This is a genomic window from Paenibacillus sanguinis 2301083 = DSM 16941 (assembly GCF_000374825.1).
Lineage (GTDB): Bacteria > Bacillota > Bacilli > Paenibacillales > Paenibacillaceae > Fontibacillus > Fontibacillus sanguinis.
This window is the reverse complement of sequence record NZ_KB895379.1, coordinates 207,411-228,046: the sequence shown is the minus strand read 5'-3', so window position 1 is coordinate 228,046 and position 20,636 is coordinate 207,411. Positions and strand designations below refer to the sequence as shown.

Annotated in this window: 23 protein-coding genes; 19 read left to right on the top strand and 4 right to left on the bottom strand. The window is 49.7% G+C overall.

Translation table 11 applies throughout. The annotated features are described in order from the left end of the window. The first annotated feature begins 3 nt into the window (after positions 1-3). The 11 genes from C557_RS0108865 (at position 4) to C557_RS0108815 (ending at position 10,304) form a co-directional block, all read left to right on the top strand. Complete coding sequence (locus C557_RS0108865; RefSeq protein ID WP_040676668.1) at positions 4-879, top strand: polyprenyl synthetase family protein; 876 nt, start codon at positions 4-6, stop codon at positions 877-879. A gap of 130 nt (positions 880-1,009) precedes the next feature. Next, positions 1,010-2,923, top strand: a complete 1,914-nt coding sequence (dxs, locus tag C557_RS0108860; protein WP_018751501.1) for a 1-deoxy-D-xylulose-5-phosphate synthase — start codon at positions 1,010-1,012, stop codon at positions 2,921-2,923. Positions 2,924-2,941: 18 nt separating this feature from the next. Next, positions 2,942-3,796 (top strand): TlyA family RNA methyltransferase, encoded by an 855-nt coding sequence (locus C557_RS0108855; RefSeq protein ID WP_018751500.1) that lies wholly within the window; start codon positions 2,942-2,944, stop codon positions 3,794-3,796. A 159-nt stretch (positions 3,797-3,955) separates the two neighbouring features. Further along, positions 3,956-4,456: a hypothetical protein gene (locus tag C557_RS0108850; RefSeq protein ID WP_154656197.1), complete on the top strand. Its 501-nt coding sequence runs from the start codon at positions 3,956-3,958 to the stop codon at positions 4,454-4,456. Then, positions 4,453-4,902 (top strand): transcriptional regulator AhrC/ArgR, encoded by a 450-nt coding sequence (gene ahrC / locus C557_RS0108845; protein ID WP_018751498.1) that lies wholly within the window; start codon positions 4,453-4,455, stop codon positions 4,900-4,902. The genes C557_RS0108850 and ahrC overlap by 4 nt, the downstream gene beginning before the upstream one ends. A 29-nt stretch (positions 4,903-4,931) precedes the next feature. Beyond that, positions 4,932-6,671 carry a DNA repair protein RecN gene (recN, locus tag C557_RS0108840; RefSeq protein ID WP_018751497.1) on the top strand — a complete coding sequence of 580 codons (1,740 nt, stop codon included), beginning with the start codon at positions 4,932-4,934 and terminating at the stop codon, positions 6,669-6,671. A gap of 98 nt (positions 6,672-6,769) precedes the next feature. Beyond that, the gene (gene spoIVB, locus C557_RS0108835) at positions 6,770-8,101 is read left to right on the top strand and encodes a SpoIVB peptidase (RefSeq protein ID WP_026263381.1); all 1,332 of its coding nucleotides are present in this window, start codon (positions 6,770-6,772) and stop codon (positions 8,099-8,101) included. 255 nt (positions 8,102-8,356) lie between these two features. After that, positions 8,357-9,163 carry a sporulation transcription factor Spo0A gene (gene spo0A, locus C557_RS0108830; RefSeq protein WP_018751495.1) on the top strand — a complete coding sequence of 269 codons (807 nt, stop codon included), beginning with the start codon at positions 8,357-8,359 and terminating at the stop codon, positions 9,161-9,163. 161 nt (positions 9,164-9,324) lie between these two features. Then, positions 9,325-9,543 carry a hypothetical protein gene (locus tag C557_RS0108825; RefSeq protein ID WP_018751494.1) on the top strand — a complete coding sequence of 73 codons (219 nt, stop codon included), beginning with the start codon at positions 9,325-9,327 and terminating at the stop codon, positions 9,541-9,543. A 214-nt stretch (positions 9,544-9,757) separates the two neighbouring features. Beyond that, positions 9,758-10,069, top strand: coding sequence for an ArsR/SmtB family transcription factor (locus C557_RS0108820; protein WP_018751493.1), 312 nt, complete (start codon positions 9,758-9,760; stop codon positions 10,067-10,069). 25 nt (positions 10,070-10,094) lie between these two features. After that, positions 10,095-10,304 carry a hypothetical protein gene (locus C557_RS0108815; protein ID WP_018751492.1) on the top strand — a complete coding sequence of 70 codons (210 nt, stop codon included), beginning with the start codon at positions 10,095-10,097 and terminating at the stop codon, positions 10,302-10,304. A gap of 82 nt (positions 10,305-10,386) precedes the next feature. Here C557_RS0108815 and C557_RS0108810 read toward each other — a convergent pair whose 3' ends face one another. Then, positions 10,387-10,689 (bottom strand): DUF2627 domain-containing protein, encoded by a 303-nt coding sequence (locus C557_RS0108810; RefSeq protein WP_018751491.1) that lies wholly within the window; start codon positions 10,687-10,689, stop codon positions 10,387-10,389. A gap of 177 nt (positions 10,690-10,866) precedes the next feature. Here C557_RS0108810 and lpdA point away from each other — a divergent pair, with 177 nt between their 5' ends. From lpdA to lipB, 5 genes are all read left to right on the top strand, one after another. Continuing rightward, positions 10,867-12,288: a dihydrolipoyl dehydrogenase gene (gene lpdA / locus C557_RS0108805; protein ID WP_018751490.1), complete on the top strand. Its 1,422-nt coding sequence runs from the start codon at positions 10,867-10,869 to the stop codon at positions 12,286-12,288. Between the two features lie 116 nt (positions 12,289-12,404). Then, positions 12,405-13,430, top strand: coding sequence for a thiamine pyrophosphate-dependent dehydrogenase E1 component subunit alpha (locus C557_RS0108800; RefSeq protein WP_018751489.1), 1,026 nt, complete (start codon positions 12,405-12,407; stop codon positions 13,428-13,430). Positions 13,431-13,432: 2 nt separating this feature from the next. After that, entirely contained in the window at positions 13,433-14,419 is a 987-nt protein-coding gene (locus tag C557_RS0108795) for an alpha-ketoacid dehydrogenase subunit beta (protein ID WP_018751488.1), read from the top strand. Positions 14,420-14,438: 19 nt separating this feature from the next. After that, positions 14,439-15,803 carry a dihydrolipoamide acetyltransferase family protein gene (locus C557_RS0108790; RefSeq protein WP_018751487.1) on the top strand — a complete coding sequence of 455 codons (1,365 nt, stop codon included), beginning with the start codon at positions 14,439-14,441 and terminating at the stop codon, positions 15,801-15,803. Between the two features lie 59 nt (positions 15,804-15,862). After that, positions 15,863-16,561: a lipoyl(octanoyl) transferase LipB gene (gene lipB / locus C557_RS0108785; protein ID WP_018751486.1), complete on the top strand. Its 699-nt coding sequence runs from the start codon at positions 15,863-15,865 to the stop codon at positions 16,559-16,561. 15 nt (positions 16,562-16,576) lie between these two features. Here lipB and prli42 read toward each other — a convergent pair whose 3' ends face one another. After that, the gene (gene prli42 / locus C557_RS24705) at positions 16,577-16,684 is read right to left on the bottom strand and encodes a stressosome-associated protein Prli42 (RefSeq protein ID WP_018751485.1); all 108 of its coding nucleotides are present in this window, start codon (positions 16,682-16,684) and stop codon (positions 16,577-16,579) included. Between the two features lie 75 nt (positions 16,685-16,759). Between prli42 and C557_RS0108775 the strand changes: the two genes are divergently transcribed. Further along, positions 16,760-17,887 (top strand): M20/M25/M40 family metallo-hydrolase, encoded by a 1,128-nt coding sequence (locus C557_RS0108775; RefSeq protein ID WP_018751484.1) that lies wholly within the window; start codon positions 16,760-16,762, stop codon positions 17,885-17,887. Positions 17,888-17,991: 104 nt separating this feature from the next. Here the strand turns inward: C557_RS0108775 and C557_RS0108770 are convergent, their stop codons facing one another. After that, positions 17,992-18,546 (bottom strand): tetratricopeptide repeat protein, encoded by a 555-nt coding sequence (locus C557_RS0108770; RefSeq protein WP_018751483.1) that lies wholly within the window; start codon positions 18,544-18,546, stop codon positions 17,992-17,994. Between the two features lies 1 nt (position 18,547). After that, entirely contained in the window at positions 18,548-18,724 is a 177-nt protein-coding gene (gene mciZ / locus C557_RS24435) for a Z-ring formation inhibitor MciZ (protein ID WP_018751482.1), read from the bottom strand. A 112-nt stretch (positions 18,725-18,836) separates the two neighbouring features. Between mciZ and C557_RS0108760 the strand changes: the two genes are divergently transcribed. Further along, positions 18,837-19,403, top strand: coding sequence for an NUDIX hydrolase (locus C557_RS0108760; protein WP_018751481.1), 567 nt, complete (start codon positions 18,837-18,839; stop codon positions 19,401-19,403). Continuing rightward, complete coding sequence (locus tag C557_RS0108755) at positions 19,400-20,587, top strand: endonuclease Q family protein (protein ID WP_018751480.1); 1,188 nt, start codon at positions 19,400-19,402, stop codon at positions 20,585-20,587. The genes C557_RS0108760 and C557_RS0108755 overlap by 4 nt, the downstream gene beginning before the upstream one ends. The last annotated feature ends 49 nt before the right edge of the window (positions 20,588-20,636 follow it).

Genomic DNA, 20,636 nt, shown 5'->3' with positions numbered 1-20,636 from the left:
TATATGGAAGAGGTTGGCCGCGTCGTGGTATCCGGGCTGACCTTAAGCATTCCCGCGACATGGGAGGTTCCGGAGAGCCTGCGCAAAGCGATGGAATATTCATTGATGGCAGGAGGGAAGAGGCTGCGTCCACTGCTCGTCGTGGCTGCGGCGGAAGCGTTGGGCGGGAGCCGGGAAGCTGCCTTGCCCGTCGCCTGCGCCGTGGAAATGGTGCATACGTATTCACTGATTCATGACGACCTGCCAGCCTTGGATAATGATGACTTCCGTCGCGGCAAGCCAACCAGCCACAAAGTGTTCGGCGAAGCGATGGCTATTTTGTCTGGAGATGGGCTATTGACGCATGCCTTCTACAGTGTAGTTCAAGCGGGAACTCAGCATGGCGTGCCCGCCGAAAACGTGCTGGCTATCGTGGGGGAATTATCTCGCTTTGCCGGGCCTGCCGGGATGGTGGGCGGGCAGGTGGCTGATATGGAGGGCGAGCAAGGACTAACGGCCCTGGAGCAACTTCGCTTTATCCATGAGCATAAGACAGGCGATTTAATCGTATTCTGTCTCAAGGCAGGCGGACGCATTGCTTCTGCCACAGAAGCTCAGCTTGATGCCTTGGAGCGCTTTGGCCGGGCATTGGGCCATGCCTTTCAAATTCAGGATGATATTCTGGATTTGATTGGAGACGAAAGCAAGCTGGGCAAAAAGACGCAAAGCGACATTAAGCAGGAGAAGGTTACCTATCCTTACTTCCTGGGCATTGAGGGCTCGCGTGCAGAGGTGAATCGCCTTACCCGCGAGGCAAAGCAGGCTTTACAGGAGGGCTGCATTCCTTATCCGCAGCGCTTATTGGAAATTGCCGATTTCCTGCTAAACCGTGATCACTAAATTGATTCTGTTTTCGACAACATCGTCACATATGGTATAATGAAGGTTATTATCAACAAGAGAGATTAGACCTTTAAGAAAGGTTTTGAACCTTCTGAAAGTCTGAGAAATTTATTTAAGGAAGCGGGGAATGGCTGTGCTGCTTTCACAAATTCATGAGCCTGCCGATCTGAAAAACTTGTCCATGGAGCAGTTGGAGCCGCTTGCTGCCGAAATACGTCAGTTTCTGATCGAGAAATTATCTATAACTGGTGGGCATTTGGCTTCTAATTTGGGTGTGGTGGAATTGACGATCGCCCTGCACTATTGTTATAACAGTCCGCAGGACAAATTTATTTTTGACGTGGGCCATCAGGCATATGTCCATAAAATACTGACCGGACGGATGGACCAATTTGACTCACTGCGCAAGCATGGGGGCTTATGCGGCTTCGTGAAGAGGAACGAAAGTGAGCATGATGTATGGGAAGCGGGACACAGCAGCACATCGCTCTCCGCAGCGATGGGGATGGCGCTTGCCAGAGATCTTAAGGGTGAGTCTCATCGGGTAATAGCCATGATCGGTGACGGTGCGTTAACCGGTGGGATGGCCTTTGAAGCCCTGAATCATATCGGGCATGAAAAGAAGGACCTGATGGTTATTTTGAATGATAATGAAATGTCCATTGCCCCCAACGTTGGCGCGATGCACAATTATTTGACTAAAATTCGTTCGGATCGTAATTACTTACGGGCCAAGGATGAAGTGGAGCAATTGCTTAAGCGGATTCCAGCCATCGGAGGCAAGGTTGCCAAAACGGTGGAACGAGTGAAGGACAGTCTGAAATATTTGATGGTTTCGGGTGTGCTGTTTGAAGAGCTCGGCTTCAAATATTTGGGCCCCGTTGACGGCCATGATTTGCCTGGATTGATCGAGTCATTCAAGCAAGCAAATAATGTTAGCGGTCCTGTGCTTGTCCATGTCCTAACAACCAAAGGCAAGGGATACCAGCCGGCGGAGAAGGATTCTCATAAATGGCACGGAATTTCGCCGTACAAGATTGAATCTGGTCAAGTGCTTAAGGCTGTTGGGAATCCGATGTATACTGAGGTTTTCGGGCAAACCCTCATCCGTCTGGCTGAGCAGGACGAACGGATTGTTGCGGTTACGCCAGCTATGCCGGGCGGCTCCGGTCTTGTGCCCTTTGCGGAACGCTTCCCTGATCGCATGATTGATGTGGGTATTGCCGAACAGCATGCGGCAACGATGTGCGCGGCGCTGGCAATGGAAGGAATGAAGCCGGTTTATGCGGTGTATTCCACCTTTATGCAGCGGGCGTATGATCAGATTGTGCATGACATTTGCCGTCATAATGCCAACGTTATGTTCGCCATTGATCGTGCCGGCTTTGTTGGTGCGGACGGTGAAACACATCAAGGCGTCTATGATATCGCGTTCATGCGTCATATTCCGAATATGGTGATGATGATGCCTAAGGACGAAAATGAACTGCGTCATATGATGAAGACAGCGCTTGAATATAACGATGGTCCCATCGCATACCGTTATCCTCGCATCAATGTGCCTGGTGTTCCTCTGGATGAGGAATTAGTGCCGATTCCGATTGGAACATGGGAGATGCTGCGAGAAGGGGAAAGCCTAACCCTTATCGCCGTTGGCCCAATGGTGCAGGTTGCTGAGGAAGCGGCAGAGCTGCTTAAGCGCGAAGGAGTTACAGCTAGTGTTGTCAACGCACGGTTTTTGAAGCCGCTTGATGGTGAAATGTTGGCAAAGCTGGCGCAAATGGGCGGCAAAATGGTTGTGCTGGAGGAAGCCTCGCAAGCCGGAAGCCTGGGCAGTGCCATTCTGGAGCATTATGCCGAACTAGGAATTACGGGAGTGGATATCAGTCTGATGGGAGTGCCGGATCGCTTTATCGAGCATGGCAGCATCAAGGATCAGCTTGCCGAAGTGGGCTTGACGGCAGAGAGCGTAGTCGAAGAGGTGCAAAAATTTCGTGCCAAGCAGCATATGGCATATGGCAAAAAGGTGAACCCTTATTAAGGCAGACGGGAGATTGGCATGTCGGTATCCAAGGAACGACTAGATGTCCTGCTGGTGGAGCAGGGATTTTTTGAGAGCAGGGAAAAGGCCAAGGCCGCGATTATGGCTGGACTGGTGTTCGGTGGACAGGAACGTCTGGAGAAGGCGGGGACTAAGATTTCCCGCGATACGGTCCTGTCGGTCAAAGGGGCGGTACACCCTTATGTCAGCCGTGGGGGACTTAAGCTGGAGAAGGCCTTAAAGCGTTTTGAGATCAAGCTTGAGGGTAGAACGATGCTCGATATCGGGTCCTCAACCGGTGGTTTTACGGATTGTGCCTTGCAGCATGGAGCAAGCTATGTATACGCCATTGATGTTGGCTACAATCAGCTTGACTGGTCGCTTCGCAATGATGAGCGGGTCAACGTAAAGGAGCGAACCAATTTTCGCTATATGACACCGGAGGATCTGGACGGTCCTGTGCCTAATTTTGCCAGCATTGACGTTTCCTTTATCTCGCTCAAAATTATTTTGCCGCCCTTGTTAACCTTGCTTAAGCGGCCGGCGGATATCGCAGCACTCATCAAGCCGCAATTTGAGGCAGGGCGGGAGAAGGTTGGCAAATCCGGAGTGATTCGCGACCCGAAGGTACATCAGGAGGTGCTGGAAACCGTTCTCGGGTTTGCAGTGCAACACGGATTTAAAGTTGCCGGATTAACGTTTTCACCGATTACCGGGGGTGAAGGCAACATTGAATTTTTGGCACATCTTAAATTGGAAGATGATCAATCCATTCAAGAGGCGGAAAATACCGGGAAGCAGCAGGCGATTCATGATATGGCTGCTGCTGTTGTACAGGAAGCGGCGAATACTTTTACAGGCTCATCAAAATGATGGGTCTTTTTTTGCTAAATGACAGCTTGAAAAACGAACATAAGTTCCCTATAATATAGAAAAATGGCTGCTTATGCCTTTAGAAATCCGATAAATAGAATGAGTGAGGCAGAAGGAGCTTTCCGCAGTTGCGTCGAAATAAGGGTTGAGGTGATTGCGGTGGGTGCAAGCTCAGATGGTCTTCTCATGCTGCTGATTGCGGGAATTGGATTTTATTTATTGTATCGCGGCTTTCGTATTTGGGTCCGTAAGCCGTTTACGTTAAGATCAGGCATCGGCTTTAAAATGAATGAAGAGATTTTGGAGCATCCTGCTGTTGAACTGCTTGAGCAAGCGGGTTATGAGGTGATTAGTGATAAATTGAAGGTGCCTCTTGCTTTCCGAGTCAATCGGGAGGTTGTGCATAGCCGCTTGTTCATCGACTATATTGCGGTCAAGAACGGGGAATTCTATTTGGTAAGAACTGCACGGGAGCGTTTGCCCATCGAATGGACAGGCAGTGGTGTTCGCAGGGAATTACTGCCTTATTTACTGTTATATCCCGAGTGCGCGGGTGTTCTGTACGTGGACCCGGACCAGGGAGAAGTGAAGGAAATCGTCCTGACCACGGACGAAGATGAAGAAGAAGCAGCCTTGAAGGGCTTATGGAGGGCAGAATGAAGGGTCAACGACAAATCAAAATTCGTGATATTATTTCGTCAATGGAGATTGAAACTCAAGATGAACTGGTGGAGGCGTTGAGAGAAGCGGGATATCCGGTGACGCAGGCGACAGTGTCGCGCGACATCAAGGAGTTAATGCTAATCAAGGTTCCTACAGATGATGGGCGTTATAAATACTCCATGCCTATTGTTAATCGCTATAATCCGGTGCATAAGCTGCAGCGGGCGCTGGTGGACAGCTTTGTGCATATTGATCATACCAGTAATCTGGTGGTTATGAAGTGTCTGCCCGGGACAGCGAATTCCGTAGCTGTGCTGATCGATAATATGGAATGGCCGGATTTGCTGGGGACAATCAGTGGCGATGATACCATTTTGTTAATTTGCCGAAATGAGGAGTACAGTGCTTTTGTAATCGAACAAATTATGGGTTACATATCATAACGGATTCGGTGTAGGGAGGAGTGCCTCGCATGTTGATTCATTTATCCATTCGCAATCTGGCGGTGGTTGAAGAGGTCGAGGTTTCATTTGGTTCCGGATTTCACGTGTTGACAGGGGAGACGGGTGCGGGCAAATCGATTATCATTGATGCTCTGGGCTTGATTGCTGGCGGTCGTGGCTCTGCGGATTTGATTCGCTATGGCTGCGATAAGGCAGAGATGGAGGCCTCCTTTGATGTTCCTGAGACGCATCCGGTATGGACTATACTGAATGGATTGGGCATAGCCGCTGATCCTGGGGAATTGCTTATTATCCGCCGTGAGATCAGCCTGCAAGGCAAAAGCTCGGCGCGTATTAACGGTCAACTGGTCAATTTGTCCATGCTGCGAGAGGTTGGCGGGGGGTTGATCAATTTGCATGGCCAACATGAGCATCAAACCTTGCTTCGGCCCGAGCTCCATTTAGAGCTGCTTGATGCGTATGGTGCGGAGGCAATTGCTTCGGTGAAAACGGAATATCGGACCACCTATAATGAGTTTGTGCGCGTTGACAAGGAATATGATGAATTGCGTAATACTAGCCAGCAAGCGTTGCAAATGCTGGATTTGTATCGTTTTCAGCTAAATGAAATTGCCGCTGCCGAGTTAAAGCCCGGTGAAGATGAATGGCTTCTGGAAGAAAAGGTGAAACTATCCCACAGCGAGAAGATGATGGATTCAATATCGGGGGCTTATGATTTACTGCACGGTCCACATGGTCTTGACGCCATTGCCAAAGCGGTCTCCCGCTTGAACGATGTGGCTGCTTACGACAGTAAGGGAGTTGGGCCGCTGCTGGAACAATTGCAATCGGCTTATTATCAGCTTGAGGATGTTTCGTTTGGTTTGAGAAGTTATCGTGAGCATATTGAATTTAATCCAGAGCGGCTTGATGAAGTGGAGGAACGTCTTAACCTTATCTCCACCCTGCGTCGCAAGTATGGCGATGATATAGGCGGCATTTTAGAATATTACAATAAGATACGACAGGAAACGGATGCGCTTGAGAATAAGGATGAACGATTGGAGCAATTGCAGACTCAGCGTGAAAAGCTGGGTTCCAAGCTATTGAAGCAAGCCGTCAAGCTGAGCGCTTTGCGACGTAAGATTGCCGATGAGCTTGCTGCCCAAATTGAAGGGGAGCTTAAGGACTTGCAAATGGGGCGGACCAGCATGCAGGTGAAGCTGGCATGGGCTGAGGATCGTCAAGGTCTTGAATGGGAAGGGCGGAAGGTTCGTCCTGGCAGGAATGGTATTGATACAGCAGAATTCCTGATTTCTCCTAATCCGGGCGAGCCGTTGCGTCCCTTGGGTAAAATTGCTTCCGGCGGGGAGTTATCGCGGATTATGCTGGCGCTCAAGAGCATTTTTGCCCGCCACGAGCAGGTCCCGGTATTGATCTTTGATGAAGTCGATACAGGAGTTAGCGGCCGGGCCGCACAAGCCATCGCTGATAAGCTGATGCGCTTGTCTACGATGTGTCAGGTCTTTGCCATTACCCATCTGCCACAGGTGGCGTGTATGGCGGATCGTCAGTATCTTATTGAGAAGATTGTTGTCGATGGCCGGACGATGACCCAAGTTGAAGCGCTTGATGAAGCAGGACGTGTGAATGAGCTGGCCCGAATGCTTGGAGGGGTTGAAATAACGGAGAAAACGCAACATCATGCACAAGAAATGCTCAAGCTGGCGCAGGAACAAAAGGATGGATTATTCCGTGCGGCACAATGATTGACAGTAATAAAACACCTGACCGGGGGTATCTTATAGGTACGCAATTGGCGACCACCTTTTCGTCAAGCGAAGAAGTTAAGGGAGCGTGACAGCCGTTGAACCCGAACCTCAGGAAAAGAATGCTCGGTCTTTTTCTTGCCTTCTTCTTTTGTTTTATCGGTACGTCCGCCGCTGAAGGGCATTTGCCCGCCATGCCGGACGAATTACGCCTGTTCCAAGGGCAGGGGACACAGATTTCTTTAGCTTTACCGGTACAAGCTGAAATTAGTGTTGATCGCCCTGATGTCGTTCGGTTGAATGATCAGGCCAACCCCTCCATGAAAGTATCTTTGGGGAATCCCCTCAAGCTTTCGACGCTCCAGAGCGGAGAAGCCAAGCTTCGTATGAAATTATTCGGTCAAATTCCTCTCAAGACAGTCAAGGTGAATGTCATTCCCGAGTTAAAGGTAATACCCGGGGGACAAACGATTGGAGTTAAGGTGAAATCTGCCGGTATTCTCGTCGTTGGGCATCATCAGGTGATTACCGAAGCGGAGAAGGTATCCCCCGGAGAGCAGGCCGGTATTCAAGCTGGCGATTTAATCACGCATATCAATGGGGTCAAACTCAAGGATATTAGTGATGTAGCTAATATCGCGGCTGATGCGGGCAAGAGCAAGCGCCCGCTGAAGATTACCTACAAACGAGGGGAGAAGGAATTTAATACCTCGTTAAGTCCAGCCTTTGACAAGCAGGACGGCGCCTGGAGATTGGGTTTGTATATTAGGGACTCCGCTGCCGGGGTTGGCACATTAACGTTCTATGCGCCCAATCAGGGGGTATATGGTGCGCTTGGACACATCATCACGGATATGAACACTCAGACTCCCATTGTGGTGGGAAGTGGTCAAATTCTTCAATCCAGTGTTTCTTCCATATCGAAAAGCGAAAGTGGAGAACCCGGCGAGAAACGGGCTCATTTTTTGAAAGAGGGCAAAATATTAGGCAACATTGAGCGCAATACGCATTTCGGTATCTTTGGCAAGATGTCACAAAATCCGGAGCACAGCGTCTTCCAGAAGCCTGTTCCAGTCGCATTCGCCGAGGAAGTCAAGGAAGGCCCGGCGGAGATACTTACGGTGGTGGAAGGGCAACGTGTAGAACGCTTCAAGGTTGAAATTGTGCATGTTTCCAAACAAAACGTTCCTGAAACCAAAGGGCTTGTCCTGCGCATCACAGATCCACGTTTAGTTGAAAAAACGGGCGGGATTGTTCAAGGGATGAGCGGCAGTCCAATCCTGCAAAACGGTAAGCTGATTGGTGCAGTTACCCACGTATTTGTCAATGACCCACGATCCGGGTATGGCTGCTTCATTGAATGGATGCTTCAGGATGCAGGAATATTAAAAGGTCACCCAGAACCAACCCAAAATCTTAAGGCTAGCTAATTGCTGCCTTGAGGTTTTTTTATATTTAGGATATGACCAATGTCGACACCCATCAAGCAAAATATGTATGCATTTGTCGAATGGCTACGAACATCATCACTTTATGTAAACAAATAAATTATTATAACTTAACACCGTAAAAAAATAAAGAAAAATAATTTTCGACAGAAGGAATTTACTTTTACATGTCGAATCCTTATTCTTGGGAAAGAGAAGGAGATCATCATTTTTTCATTTTGAAGGAGGAAGTCGGTAGTGCATAAAATCGAAGTGTTGTTGGCGGATGATAATCGAGAATTTACAAATTTGCTTGCGGAATACATCTCAGAACAAGACGATATGATCGTCTCAGGAATCGCATATAATGGGGAAGAAGTGCTGGAGATGATCGATAATGCGGCTGGCAAGGTGCCGGAGGTTCTGATTCTGGATATCATCATGCCTCACCTGGATGGACTGGGAGTGCTCGAACGTATACGTGATCTCAACCTGAATCCACAGCCCAAAATCATCATGCTGACCGCCTTCGGTCAAGAGAACATCACGCAGCGTGCCGTTCAGCTTGGCGCTTCTTACTACATTCTGAAACCATTTGACATGGAGGTTCTGGCTAACCGGATTCGCCAGCTTGTAGGCGTACAAAGCCTGACGAGTGGTGGAGCATCCGCTGCATTTGTGAAATCCAATGTAGTTCCGCTTGGCAAAGGAAAGAATTTGGACGCGAACATTACTTCGATCATTCATGAAATCGGTGTACCTGCGCATATTAAAGGATATCAGTATCTGCGCGAAGCCATTACGATGGTGTACAACAACATTGAGATTCTTGGAGCCATAACCAAAACGCTTTATCCTGCAATTGCTGAAAAATTCAAGACTACACCTTCCCGTGTCGAACGTGCCATCCGTCATGCTATTGAAGTCGCATGGACGCGCGGCAACATCGACAGCATCAGTCATTTGTTCGGTTATACGATCAACATCAGCAAATCGAAGCCCACCAACAGTGAATTTATTGCGATGGTCGCCGACAAGCTGCGGATTGAGCATAAAGTTTCTTGAAGGGATGAGGAATAGGGCTTGGCAAATTACTTACTCTATACCTCTAAACTTTTACAGTAAATATGTATAGATTTTGCTCCTTTATTGGTTAGGTTAAACAACCAGTAGAGGAGCAATTTCTTTCAGATTGAGAATCTTAAGCGGAGAGAGGGTGATTTTCAATGGAAAATCCCGAAGTAGATTACAAACAGCAAATAATAAATCTTTCTAATCAAGTAAGTAGTGTTAGTTCTACGGTAAGTAGTGGTTCTCATCAAATATCAAATGATATTAAAGCGATAGATTCAAATCTTAGTATGACTAATATCCTGTTATTAGGATTAATTATTGTAATACTGATTAATACATTTGTAACCTGGAAAGCTGGAAAGAAGAGTTAATACCTTATATATATTTATCAAGATTTATCCGAAATTGAGGTGGCAGCAATACGTAGCTGAAATAGTAATAGCTTATGAAGGCTTGGCGATCATAACATGGCGATCATGACAGGCGATCATGACAAGCTTGACAATTCTGAGGTACAAGATTATTCTTTGCGTGAGCATACATTCATATTGACTATTGAAACAATGGCATGGAAGGGGAGCCCTGGTGAAGAAAGAGGTCCATCATTTTTTGAGTCCGGAGATTCTTGAGCAAGTTTCCACTATTTTTAAAACACTGTCCGATCCAACACGGATCAAAATCCTTTATTTGCTGTCAGAGGAGGAATGTTCTGTGACTCATATATCGGAAGTGTTGGGGTTATCACAATCGGCAGTTTCGCATCAATTAAGCCTGTTACGCAATTTGCGGCTGGTGAAATTTCGCAGAGAAGCCAATACGGTATATTATAGCTGCGATGATGAGCATGTCATTTCCTTGCTGACCCAGGCTGTTGAGCATGCTGCATGCAAGCATTAGATTGTTAAGAGAGGAAATGAACAACATGGCAAACGAGTTTGACTTGTCTGCATATAGCGATAGGCTGGAGCAGGCTGCATTAGGGGATAATGAGCGGCAATTGGTTCAGGAACTGCTAAAGCGCATTGAACAGGTCACGGCGGAGAATCTTAGGCTGCGCAAGGCGCTGCTGCGGGTGTCAGGACATAGCGGATCGCGGATGTCAACCAAGCTGAAGGATGCTTTATACGAATAAGACAAAAACCTCTTACACCAAAGCTTGGGGCAAGAGGTTTTTTTGAGATGTATAGAATATATAGGTTTTGACATATTCAAGTTCAGGACTGTGAGGAATTCTCCTCTGCCGTTGCTTGCTTGTTGCGAAATCTGGGGCCTAAATAATTGCGCTTGCGGTCACGGAAGAAAATCCAGCCTCCCAAGAAACCGGCGCCAGCAAGAAAGAGGACGAAGCCCAGCCCGAATTCCAGCCAGTCAAAGGTGACACGGCTGAGAGAATCGTTGCCATGGTCGGACATATAGTTAAACAAGGCGTCCTTCATCTTCAGAAAGCCCGTCATTGCGGCAATACCAGGCAGAACCAGCATGAGGATCGCAATGAACCTGGACAGCTTTAGCTTCATAAGAGCATCGTCCTTTCTGCCATACAACCGAGATTGAGGCGACGGTTAGAAATATCATACCTATTTCACCCAGGGATGTCCATGGTTGGTTTCTCTTTTGTAATCATAGAGAAACAAGGTAAAATATAAATGATTGATTATGGATGAGCATATTGATAGATGGATGGAGATGGTTAAATGACAATTACATGTGATGTAGCCGTATTAGGCGGAGGCACTGGAGGATACATAGCGGCGATTCGTGCGGCGCAATTGGGGAAAGAGGTTGTCATCATTGAGCAGGACAAGCTGGGAGGAACCTGTCTGCACCGTGGCTGTATTCCAAGTAAGGCTCTGCTGCGTAGTGCCGAGCTTTATGCCCAAATGAAGGATAGCGCCAGCTTTGGTATTGAGGCGGGTGAATTAACATTAGTATTTCCAAAGGTTCAAGAGCGGAAGCAAGGAATCGTAGATCAACTCCATAAAGGAGTTCAATATTTGATGCGTAAGCATAAGATTCGCATTATCGAAGGGAAAGGACGAGTGATTGGCCCATCTATCTTCTCGCCCAAGAGTGGAGCGGTAGCTGTTGAATTTGCGGACGGCGAGATGGAAACCGTTGTACCGACAAATCTGATTATTGCAACGGGCTCAAGACCACGCATATTGCCGGGGCTAACACCGGACGGTATCCATATTCTTACCAGTGATGAAGCTCTGCAACTGGAGGAGCTGCCCGGTTCCATCCTGATTATTGGAGGCGGGGTCATCGGTGTGGAGTGGGCTTCACTGCTGAGCGACTTCGGTGTAGAGGTGACGCTGGTAGAGGCAGCGGATCAGCTTCTTCCAGCGGAGGACAAGGACGTGGCGCATGAGTTGCAGAAGCAGTTGCAGCGTAGGGGCGTCAACATATTGACGGGTGTATCAGTGGAGCCTGAAACGTATGCAATCAAGGGGAACCGTGTACAGATATCTGCCCGTCAGGGGGAAGACAAGCTGGAGCTATCCGGCGACAAGCTGCTGATCTCCGTAGGGCGCCAGGCCAACGTAGAGAACATTGGCTTGGAGAATACCGATGTAGGTTTAGAACGTGGTTTCATTCGAGTAAATGAGTATATGCAGACGACCGAGCCGCATATTTATGCCATTGGCGATTGCATCGGCGGGCTACAGCTTGCCCATGCAGCCAGCCATGAAGGGTTGACGGCCGTGAATCATTTGGCGGGTGCAACGTCTTATGCATATCAGGAGAGCCAGGTACCACGTTGTGTTTATACACGGCCTGAGGTAGCTTCGGTGGGAATTACGGCCAAGGAGGCCAAGGACAAGGGGTTGAAGGTCAACATCGGCAAAGTTCCGTTCTCCGCGATTGGCAAGGCGTTGGTTCACGGCGAAACGGAGGGCTTCGTCAAGATGGTAGCCGATGCTCAAACAAACGATATTCTGGGCGTACAAATTATTGGTCCCCATGCTACCGAATTGATTGGTCAGGCTGCATTGGCACAGCTTCTTGATGCCACGCCTTGGGAAATTGGACAAGCGGTATTTGCCCATCCTACCTTGGCGGAAATTATCGGTGAGGCGGCCTTGGCTGTAGATGGGCAGTCTTTAAATACTTGATTCTGGAGTTAACGTTTTCCTTTTCGCGCAAAAGCGGTTATAATAAACTTATTCCAAGTCTTAGTACCTGGTTTTAAGATTAGGTAAAGAAAACCCAATTAAAGGAGGTAACTCCCATGAATGCGAAAAGTTCAATTCAAACAAAATCAAGGCACGAGCAACTCGGTTTATCGAATGCTGAAGTGATTGAGATGTACAAATATATGGTGCTTGCCCGCAAATTCGATGAACGCAACATGCTATTGCAGCGAGCGGGGAAAATTAACTTTCACGTCTCCGGCATTGGTCAGGAGACCGCTCAGGTGGCAGCAGCCTTTGCCCTTAATCGGCAGCGTGATTATTTCCTGCCATATTATCGCGATTATGGCTTGGTTCTGTCGGCGGGCATGTCGCTGACGGAACTGATGCTGTCCGCTTTTGCCAAGGCGGATGATCCTAATAGCGGAGGCCGGCAAATGCCGGGGCATTTCGGAAGCAAGCGCCTGCGGATCGTGACGGGCTCAAGCCCGGTGACTACGCAGGTTCCTCATGCGGTCGGAGTGGCACTTGCCGCAAAGATGAAGAAGCAGGATATCGTCTCGTTTGTCACCTTTGGCGAGGGCTCCAGCAATCAAGGGGATTTTCACGAGGGACTTAATTTTGCCGGGGTACAGAAGCTGCCGGTAATCTTTATGTGCGAAAATAACCAGTATGCTATCTCTGTACCTGTGAAGAAGCAATTGGGTGGTCGCGTCTGTGACCGTGCCCAGGGTTATGGCTTCCCGGGCATTCGCGTAGACGGTAATGATGCCTTTGAGGTCTATCGGGTCGTGAAGGAAGCACGGGAACGGGCTGTCCGCGGGGAAGGGCCTACTCTGATTGAAGCGATGATGTATCGTTTGTCCCCTCACTCCACTTCAGACAACGATTTAGCGTATCGGACCAAGGAAGAAGTTGACGAGAACTGGAAGAAGGACGGCATTCCGAAGCTGAAAGCCTACTTGGTGGAAGCGGGCTTGTGGAGCGAAGAGCAGAATGAAGAGCTGTTCAAAGAGATCAACCAGCAGTTGAAAGAAGCGGTGGAAGCGGCTGACAATGCACCGTTCCCTCGTCCGGAAGATACGTTGTTGCATGTGTATGCCAGCGAAGGGGAGGGGCTGTAATTATGCCGGTTATGGAGTATATCGATGCTATTCGTCTGGCCATGAAGGAAGAGATGGAGCGGGACGAAAATGTATTTGTTTTAGGAGAGGATGTCGGAGTCAAGGGCGGCGTATTTACAACGACGAAGGGTCTGCAGGAGCAATTTGGGGAAACGCGCGTCATCGATACACCCTTGGCCGAGTCAGCGATTGCGGGCGTAGCCATCGGTGCTGCAATGTACGGACTTAAGCCGATCGCAGAGATGCAGTATTCAGACTTCATGCTGCCAGCTACAAACCAGATTATTAGCGAAGCAGCCAAAATCCGCTATCGCTCCAACAATGACTGGAGCTGCCCGGTCGTGGTTCGTGCTCCAATTGGCGGCGGAATCTTTGGCGGACTGTATCATTCGCAGTGCCCCGAATCCATCTTCTTCGGAACACCAGGGCTCAAGATTGTGGCCCCTTATTCCGCTTATGACGCCAAAGGCTTGCTAAAGGCGGCAATTCGTGATCCCGATCCTGTGCTCTTCTTCGAGAACAAGAAATGCTACAAGCTGATCAAGGAGGATGTTCCAGAGGACGATTATGTAGTACCCATCGGTAAGGCAAAGGTGCTTCGCGAAGGCTCCGATATTACGGTAATCAGCTACAGTCTGCCTTTGCATTTTGCCATGCAAGCTGCCGAGGAACTGGCTGCAGAGCAAGGAGTAAGCGCGCATATTCTTGACTTGCGTACCTTGCAGCCTTTAGACCGCGAGGCTATTGTGGAGGCCGCTCGCAAGACCGGGAAGGTGCTTATTATCCACGAGGATAACAAGACCGGGGGGATCGGCGCTGAAGTGTCGGCGATCGTATCCGAGGAATGTTTATTTGATCTGGATGCGCCTATCCAGCGCTTATGCGGCCCCGATGTTCCGGCGATGCCGATCAGCCCGCCGATGGAGAAGTTCTTTATGCTTAGCAAAGACAAGGTCAAGGAAGCCATGCTTCAATTGGCGCTTTATTAATTAGGGAGTGAGCCATAATATGCCATCCAATAAAACGTTAACCGATGTTGTCATGCCGCAACTTGCTGAATCACTGGTGTCGGCTACCATTGGGAAATGGTTAAAGCAACCCGGAGACCCGGTGGAGCAATATGAGCCTATCTGCGAAGTCATTACAGACAAAGTGAACGCCGAAATTCCTTCGACACTGGATGGAGTGATGGGTGAACTGTTGGCCAAGGAAGGCGAGGAAGTCCAGGTAGGGGCCATCATTTGCCGTATTGAAACGTCAGCAGCAGCATCTGGCGCCGGTGAATCGGGCGCTGAAGCGACGGCTTCTTTCAGCAGCACAACGCAGGCTCCGGCCGCACCACCAATAGAACCGGAGAGCGGGCAGCGCAGCCGTTATTCGCCGGCTGTCCAGACGCTGGCTGCCCAGTATGGACTTGACCTGCGGCAAATTGCCGGTACTGGCCTGGGAGGGCGAGTGACCCGCAAGGATGTACTGGCTTATATAGAACATGGAGGTCAAACCAGTACAAGAACTGGGGCTACATCTATCTCAGCTTCTACTTCGGCTGCTGCACAACAGTCAGTTGCACCCGTGGCAGCCATTTCGGCGGTCTCTTCCGAGCCTGTGCGTCATTCCGGCCTGCATTTGACGGAAAATCCGCCAATTCCAACGATTGAGGTAGAGCGTGGAGATCGCTCCGAGTATTTTATTGATGTAACCCCTATTCGCAACACGATTGCGACCCGGATGCGTCAGAGTGTCTCTGAAATTCCGCATGGCTGGATGATGATTGAGGTCGATGTCACAAATCTGGTTCAACTGCGCAACAAGTTGAAGCAAGAGTTCAAGCAGAAGGAAGGCGTCAACTTGACCTACCTGGCCTTTTTGCTGAAGGCCGTAGTGGGTGCAATCAAGGATTACCCGATTATGAATTCCGTCTGGGGAGTAGACAAAATTATAGTCAAGCGAGATATCAATATTTCGCTGGCAGTTGGCACAGAGGATTCTGTACTGACCCCGGTCATCAAGAAGGCCGACCAGAAGAACATCGCCGGACTGGCTCGGGAGATTGAAGAATTGGCTAGCAAGGTTCGTGCAGGCAAGCTGAAGCTGGATGATATGCAGGGCGGAACATTTACGGTGAACAACACGGGTTCCTTCGGTTCGATTCTGACACAGCCGATTATCAATTATCCGCAAGCGGCTATATTAACCTTTGAATCCATCGTGAAACGGCCGGTAGTCATTAACGACATGATTGCGGTCCGTTCCATGGCTAATCTCTGTCTGTCACTGGATCATCGGATTCTGGACGGAGTCATTTGCGGACGCTTTATGCAGCGAGTTAAGGAAAACATGGAAAGCTACTCGCTTGATACCCAAGTCTATTAAATTTGGCATGGCGGGGCGAGAGCCTGATGCCTAGATTTCCTATAAAGAGGCGAAGCGCGATGAGCAAGAACGGCTTGAAAATCTGCTATTATCCGACGTTGGAGTATGGGGAAGCATGGGAATTGCAAAAACGGCTTGTCAAACAAATTGATGAAGGACAGCAGCAGGAGCACCTGCTGCTGCTTCAGCATCCACCGACCTATACGATCGGCTCTCAGCGCCATCCCGAGCATTTGCTGCTAAGTCCCGAGCAGCTTCAGGCGCAGGGCATCGCTGTGTTTGAAATCGATCGGGGCGGGGATATTACCTATCACGGGCCGGGACAGCTAGTTGGTTATCCTCTGTTGAAGCTGGATGCAGGGCGGGGTCTCGATCTTCATGGCTACCTGCGTCAATTGGAGCAGGTCATTATTAATTATTTGGATTCCTTAGGAATTAAAGGATCGCGAAAACCGGAATATACCGGTGTTTGGGTAGGGAATGTCAAAATTTGTGCGATCGGTGTGAAATTTAATAAATGCCGTCGTAGTAGAGGTTTTATTACAAGTCATGGATTTGCCTTTAATGTAAAGTCAGGCATTCAGGATGCAGGATTCCGGGGGATAGTGCCTTGCGGCATTCAGGAATACGGGGTGACGTCGCTGGAGGACGTTACAGGTCGAACGTTTCGTGTAAGCGAGGTTGCGCGGGAAATCGTACCTTATTTCAATGAGTTGTTCAAGCTTGACGGAGCGTTCAAAGCCGCAGGCTATGAATAAGAACGTAGCCGCAGCTTAGCGGCCTTGTGGGATGAGCAGAGGCTCCAGGAATAATAGCAGGGTGGAACCCACCATGGCGAACAGCATCAGATATACAACAATTCTCATCCATTTTTTACGCATCACGATACTCCTTTATTTTCACGTTAAATGTTGTCCTTATTATCATATCGTAAAGAAGAAAGTGAGGAAAGTCTAATGATCAATCAGGAAAGAGTGATCCGGCACTTTCTGGAGCTGGTGCAAATCGATAGTGAAACCAAACACGAGCGGCAAATAGCCGATGTGTTGACTCATAAATTTACTGCATTGGGACTTGAAGTGGTCGAAGATAATTCGCAGGCGGAAACCGGACATGGCGCTGGCAATCTTATCGCTACACTTCAGGCGAGCGAAGGGATATCTGCTGATCCGTTCCTGTTCTCATGCCATATGGATACGGTAACGCCAGGTAAAGGCGTGAAGCCAATCGTCGGTGAGGATGGCTGGATTCGCAGCGATGGAACGACCGTGCTTGGCGCTGATGACAAAGCTGGAGTAGCGGTATTGTTAGAGTTGATTGAAACACTTCAGGAGCAGCAAATACCACATGGTGCCATCCAGTTTGTTATTTCCGTTGGTGAAGAGTCCAGCTTGCGCGGGGCGAGAGCGCTGGAAACCAAGCATATTAACGCCAAATTTGGTTTTGCTATCGATACGGGCGGTGAAGTGGGGACGATCTGTGTCGGAGCCCCTACGCAAGCGAGTGTGAAAATTGAGATTTTTGGGAAAGCGGCGCATGCTGGTGTCAATCCCGAAGATGGAATCAGTGCCATTCAGGTAGCTGGCAAAGTGCTGGCTCGTATGAATCTGGGGCGTATCGATCACGAAACCACGGCTAATATCGGCAGGTTTGAAGGTGGCGGAGCCACCAATATTGTACCGGACCATGTAACCTTGTACGGGGAAGCTCGCAGCATGTCTCAGGAGAAGGTAGAGAAGCAGCTTGGCGAAATGAAGGAAGTGGTGGAGGAGGTCTGCCGTGATTATGGAGCCAAGGGTGAATTTCACGGGAATATCGTGTATCGCGCATTCCGCGTCTCTGAGGAGGATGCTGTGCTGAAGATCGCGCAAAAGGCAGCAGCGGCCCTCGGTTTGCCAGGGACGACGTTTACGACCGGGGGAGGCAGCGATGCCAATGTATTAAACGGTCTGGGGATCCCAACTGTCAATTTAGCGATTGGCTACGAGGATATTCATACGACCAAGGAAAAAATCAAACAGGCCGATATCGTAAAAACGGCGGAATATGCGTTGGAAATCGTTCGACAATCCGTTATTGTCTAAACGTCATGCCTTGCTTAAAGCCCGGTGCATTCGCTTGCGTCGGGCTTTTGTTGATAGTCAGCATCTCCCGGAGCTCCCGGAGATATCAGCAGGTCGGGGTAGTCTTATGCCGAAAAACGATCGGTTTGGATTCGTGAACCGGACCAGCAAACCCTCCAGTCTGACTCTTGAACCAGTTCCAGCATATCATGGCACTGTTCAATATATTTGGCGATTTTCTCTGCTTCCGTCTGCGGGGGATGATAGAGCTTCACTCTTCGCTCCAGGCGGGCGATCGCTTGTCTTAGCTGACAGGCGGCAGCCCCGAATCTGGCCGCGGCGAAGTGAGGGCTTTGCTCGGCAATGGCTTCGAGGATCGGCGCAGCTTCGTCAAACCTGCCTTCCTCATAGCAGATGTCTGCCCAGATGAAAGCAAGCTCCAGATAAGGGGCATGCGGTCTCCGCAGCAGTGAAGTCTTTAGCGTAAGCAGCTTTTCTTTGGCAAGCAGGGTATAACCCGAGAGATATAAGGCTTGTACGAAAAGGCTGAACTCATAGGGATCGCTGTCCTGAATCAACTGCCCGGCCAATTCGGGTTGGTCTGCAGAGATGGCCTCGGAGATCTGTTCATACAGGCGGTCAAGGCTTGAGGGCTGTTGCAGCTCTGTTGGGCCTGTCATACTATCGCCCTGCTTTGGAGCCGCCATGGGCTGTTGTTGATTGCCGCGTACGCGTATGGATGAACTCAGACAGAGGAACGGCGCCTCCAGCCTCCTTCATCCACTGGGATAAGAGAATGCGAATTTGCCAAGCTTTTCCTTGGGCGTGAATGCGGTCTTGCGCGATATAACTTTTCATACGCTCCTTAAGCTCCTTTCCCGGACGGGTTTGATATAATAACAACATATGTCCGAGCGGGACAAGTTATGAGCTATATTTGAACGCTTATAAATTAGGGAGGAATTGTGCCATGAAAGAAAAAGATCAATTAAGGGAAACAACGGTGTCTACGCAACCGATATTTAGCGGCAAGATCATCTCCTTGCAAATCGATACCGTAATGCTGCCAGATGGAACGACAGCTACCCGGGAGGTTGTTAAGCATCCCGGAGCCGTGGCCGTACTGGCGATACATCAAGGGCGCCTTTTACTGGTGGATCAATACCGTCAGGCCATGGGGCGTTGCGAATTAGAGATTCCGGCGGGCAAGCTGGAGCAGGGGGAAGACCCCAGAGAGGCAGCGGCACGGGAGCTTCAGGAGGAGACCGGATTTCGCAGCGGCAAGCTAACCCATTTGCATTCCTTCTACACCTCCCCGGGTTTTGCGGATGAAATCATTCATTTATACTTGGCCGAAGATCTGGCAGCCGGGGAGATGTCTCTGGATGAGGATGAATTTATCGAATTGCATGAGGCTGAGCTGGAGCAAGCCCTTGCCTATATAGCAGAAGGGCGGATCGCTGACGCCAAGACGATTCTGGCGGTATACATTTGGCAAGCGCAACTGGCGCAGAAGGCATTGGAAGTGGTCGAATGAGCACTCAACTCAGTACTGTATTTGCCGATTTGCACATCCATATCGGACGCACCGGAGGCGGGGCGCCTGTCAAAATCAGCGGCAGCAAGGACCTTACATTTGCCGGTATAGCGAAGGAGGCAGCCGAGCGGAAAGGTATCGGACTGGTCGGTATTATTGATTGTCAGTCTCCAGGTGTACAGGAGGACATTGAGGAAGCTCTGCGCCATGGAGAGATGCAGGAGCTCACAGACGGTGGGATTGCCTATCAGGGGACCACGCTACTGCTCGGCAGTGAGCTGGAAATTCGTGAGCCTGGCATGGGCCCGGCACATGTGCTGGCTTTCTTCCCCCATCTGGAGACGATCCGTGGCTTTACCCACTGGCTGAGCACCAGAATGAAGAACGTTAACTTGAGCTCGCAGCGGGTGTATGCTCCGGCCAAGCTGTTGCAGGAAGAGATTGTCGCCCGGGGTGGGCTATTGATCCCCGCTCATATTTTCACCCCGCATCGCAGCATTTACGGAAGCTGTGCTCCGCGAATGGCGGATGTGCTGGACCCAACGCTTATTCAAGGCGTGGAACTGGGACTCAGTGCGGATACCGAGATGGCCGGATTGCTCAGTGAACTTGATCCATATACCATCTTGACGAATTCGGACGCCCATTCCTTGGGAAAAATCGGTCGAGAGTACAATGAGCTTTTACTCAAGGAGGCCAGCTTTACGGAATTTGCCAAAGCGTTGCGGCGCGAGGAAGGTCGGCAGGTGGCAGGCAATTATGGTCTTAATCCAAGACTTGGGAAGTACCACCGGACCTATTGCAGCGGCTGCAGCTATATTATTGACGAGGCGGCGACGACGGTCGAACGTTGTCCTTACTGCGGCAGTGTCAAGCTAGTACGCGGCGTGCTGGATCGTATCCGCTCTATCGCGGATCGTCAGGAATCATGCGTACCTGACCATCGTCCGCCGTATCATTATCAGGTGCCGCTTGAATTTATTCCCGGTCTGGGGCCGGCCAAGCTTGAATTATTGCTGAAGACCTTCGGCACAGAGATGAATATTCTGCACAGAGTACCGGAAGCGAGCCTTGCAGATGCGGTAGGCCCGGTCCTGGCGGAGCAGATTGCCGCTGCGCGCAGCGGACGGCTTGAATTAGCTTCGGGCGGCGGCGGTGTATACGGCAAAGTCGTGAAATCTTAAGATAGCGGGCGAAATGCGCATAGGGAGCCAGGCTTGTTCATAGTTTAAG

Bases quoted from the DNA above. Each gene is read 5' to 3' on its own strand.
- C557_RS0108865 (WP_040676668.1), top strand. From the start codon at position 4: ATGGAAGAGGTTGGCCGCGTCGTGGTATCCGGGCTGACCTTAAGCATT.
- dxs (WP_018751501.1), top strand. From the start codon at position 1,010: ATGGCTGTGCTGCTTTCACAAATTCATGAGCCTGCCGATCTGAAAAAC.
- C557_RS0108855 (WP_018751500.1), top strand. From the start codon at position 2,942: ATGTCGGTATCCAAGGAACGACTAGATGTCCTGCTGGTGGAGCAGGGA.
- ahrC (WP_018751498.1), top strand. From the start codon at position 4,453: ATGAAGGGTCAACGACAAATCAAAATTCGTGATATTATTTCGTCAATG.
- recN (WP_018751497.1), top strand. From the start codon at position 4,932: ATGTTGATTCATTTATCCATTCGCAATCTGGCGGTGGTTGAAGAGGTC.
- C557_RS0108825 (WP_018751494.1), top strand. From the start codon at position 9,325: ATGGAAAATCCCGAAGTAGATTACAAACAGCAAATAATAAATCTTTCT.
- C557_RS0108815 (WP_018751492.1), top strand. From the start codon at position 10,095: ATGGCAAACGAGTTTGACTTGTCTGCATATAGCGATAGGCTGGAGCAG.
- C557_RS0108810 (WP_018751491.1), bottom strand. From the start codon at position 10,689: ATGAAGCTAAAGCTGTCCAGGTTCATTGCGATCCTCATGCTGGTTCTG.
- lpdA (WP_018751490.1), top strand. From the start codon at position 10,867: ATGACAATTACATGTGATGTAGCCGTATTAGGCGGAGGCACTGGAGGA.
- C557_RS0108800 (WP_018751489.1), top strand. From the start codon at position 12,405: ATGAATGCGAAAAGTTCAATTCAAACAAAATCAAGGCACGAGCAACTC.
- C557_RS0108795 (WP_018751488.1), top strand. From the start codon at position 13,433: ATGCCGGTTATGGAGTATATCGATGCTATTCGTCTGGCCATGAAGGAA.
- C557_RS0108790 (WP_018751487.1), top strand. From the start codon at position 14,439: ATGCCATCCAATAAAACGTTAACCGATGTTGTCATGCCGCAACTTGCT.
- lipB (WP_018751486.1), top strand. From the start codon at position 15,863: ATGAGCAAGAACGGCTTGAAAATCTGCTATTATCCGACGTTGGAGTAT.
- prli42 (WP_018751485.1), bottom strand. From the start codon at position 16,684: ATGCGTAAAAAATGGATGAGAATTGTTGTATATCTGATGCTGTTCGCC.
- C557_RS0108775 (WP_018751484.1), top strand. From the start codon at position 16,760: ATGATCAATCAGGAAAGAGTGATCCGGCACTTTCTGGAGCTGGTGCAA.
- C557_RS0108770 (WP_018751483.1), bottom strand. From the start codon at position 18,546: ATGACAGGCCCAACAGAGCTGCAACAGCCCTCAAGCCTTGACCGCCTG.
- mciZ (WP_018751482.1), bottom strand. From the start codon at position 18,724: ATGAAAAGTTATATCGCGCAAGACCGCATTCACGCCCAAGGAAAAGCT.
- C557_RS0108760 (WP_018751481.1), top strand. From the start codon at position 18,837: ATGAAAGAAAAAGATCAATTAAGGGAAACAACGGTGTCTACGCAACCG.
- C557_RS0108755 (WP_018751480.1), top strand. From the start codon at position 19,400: ATGAGCACTCAACTCAGTACTGTATTTGCCGATTTGCACATCCATATC.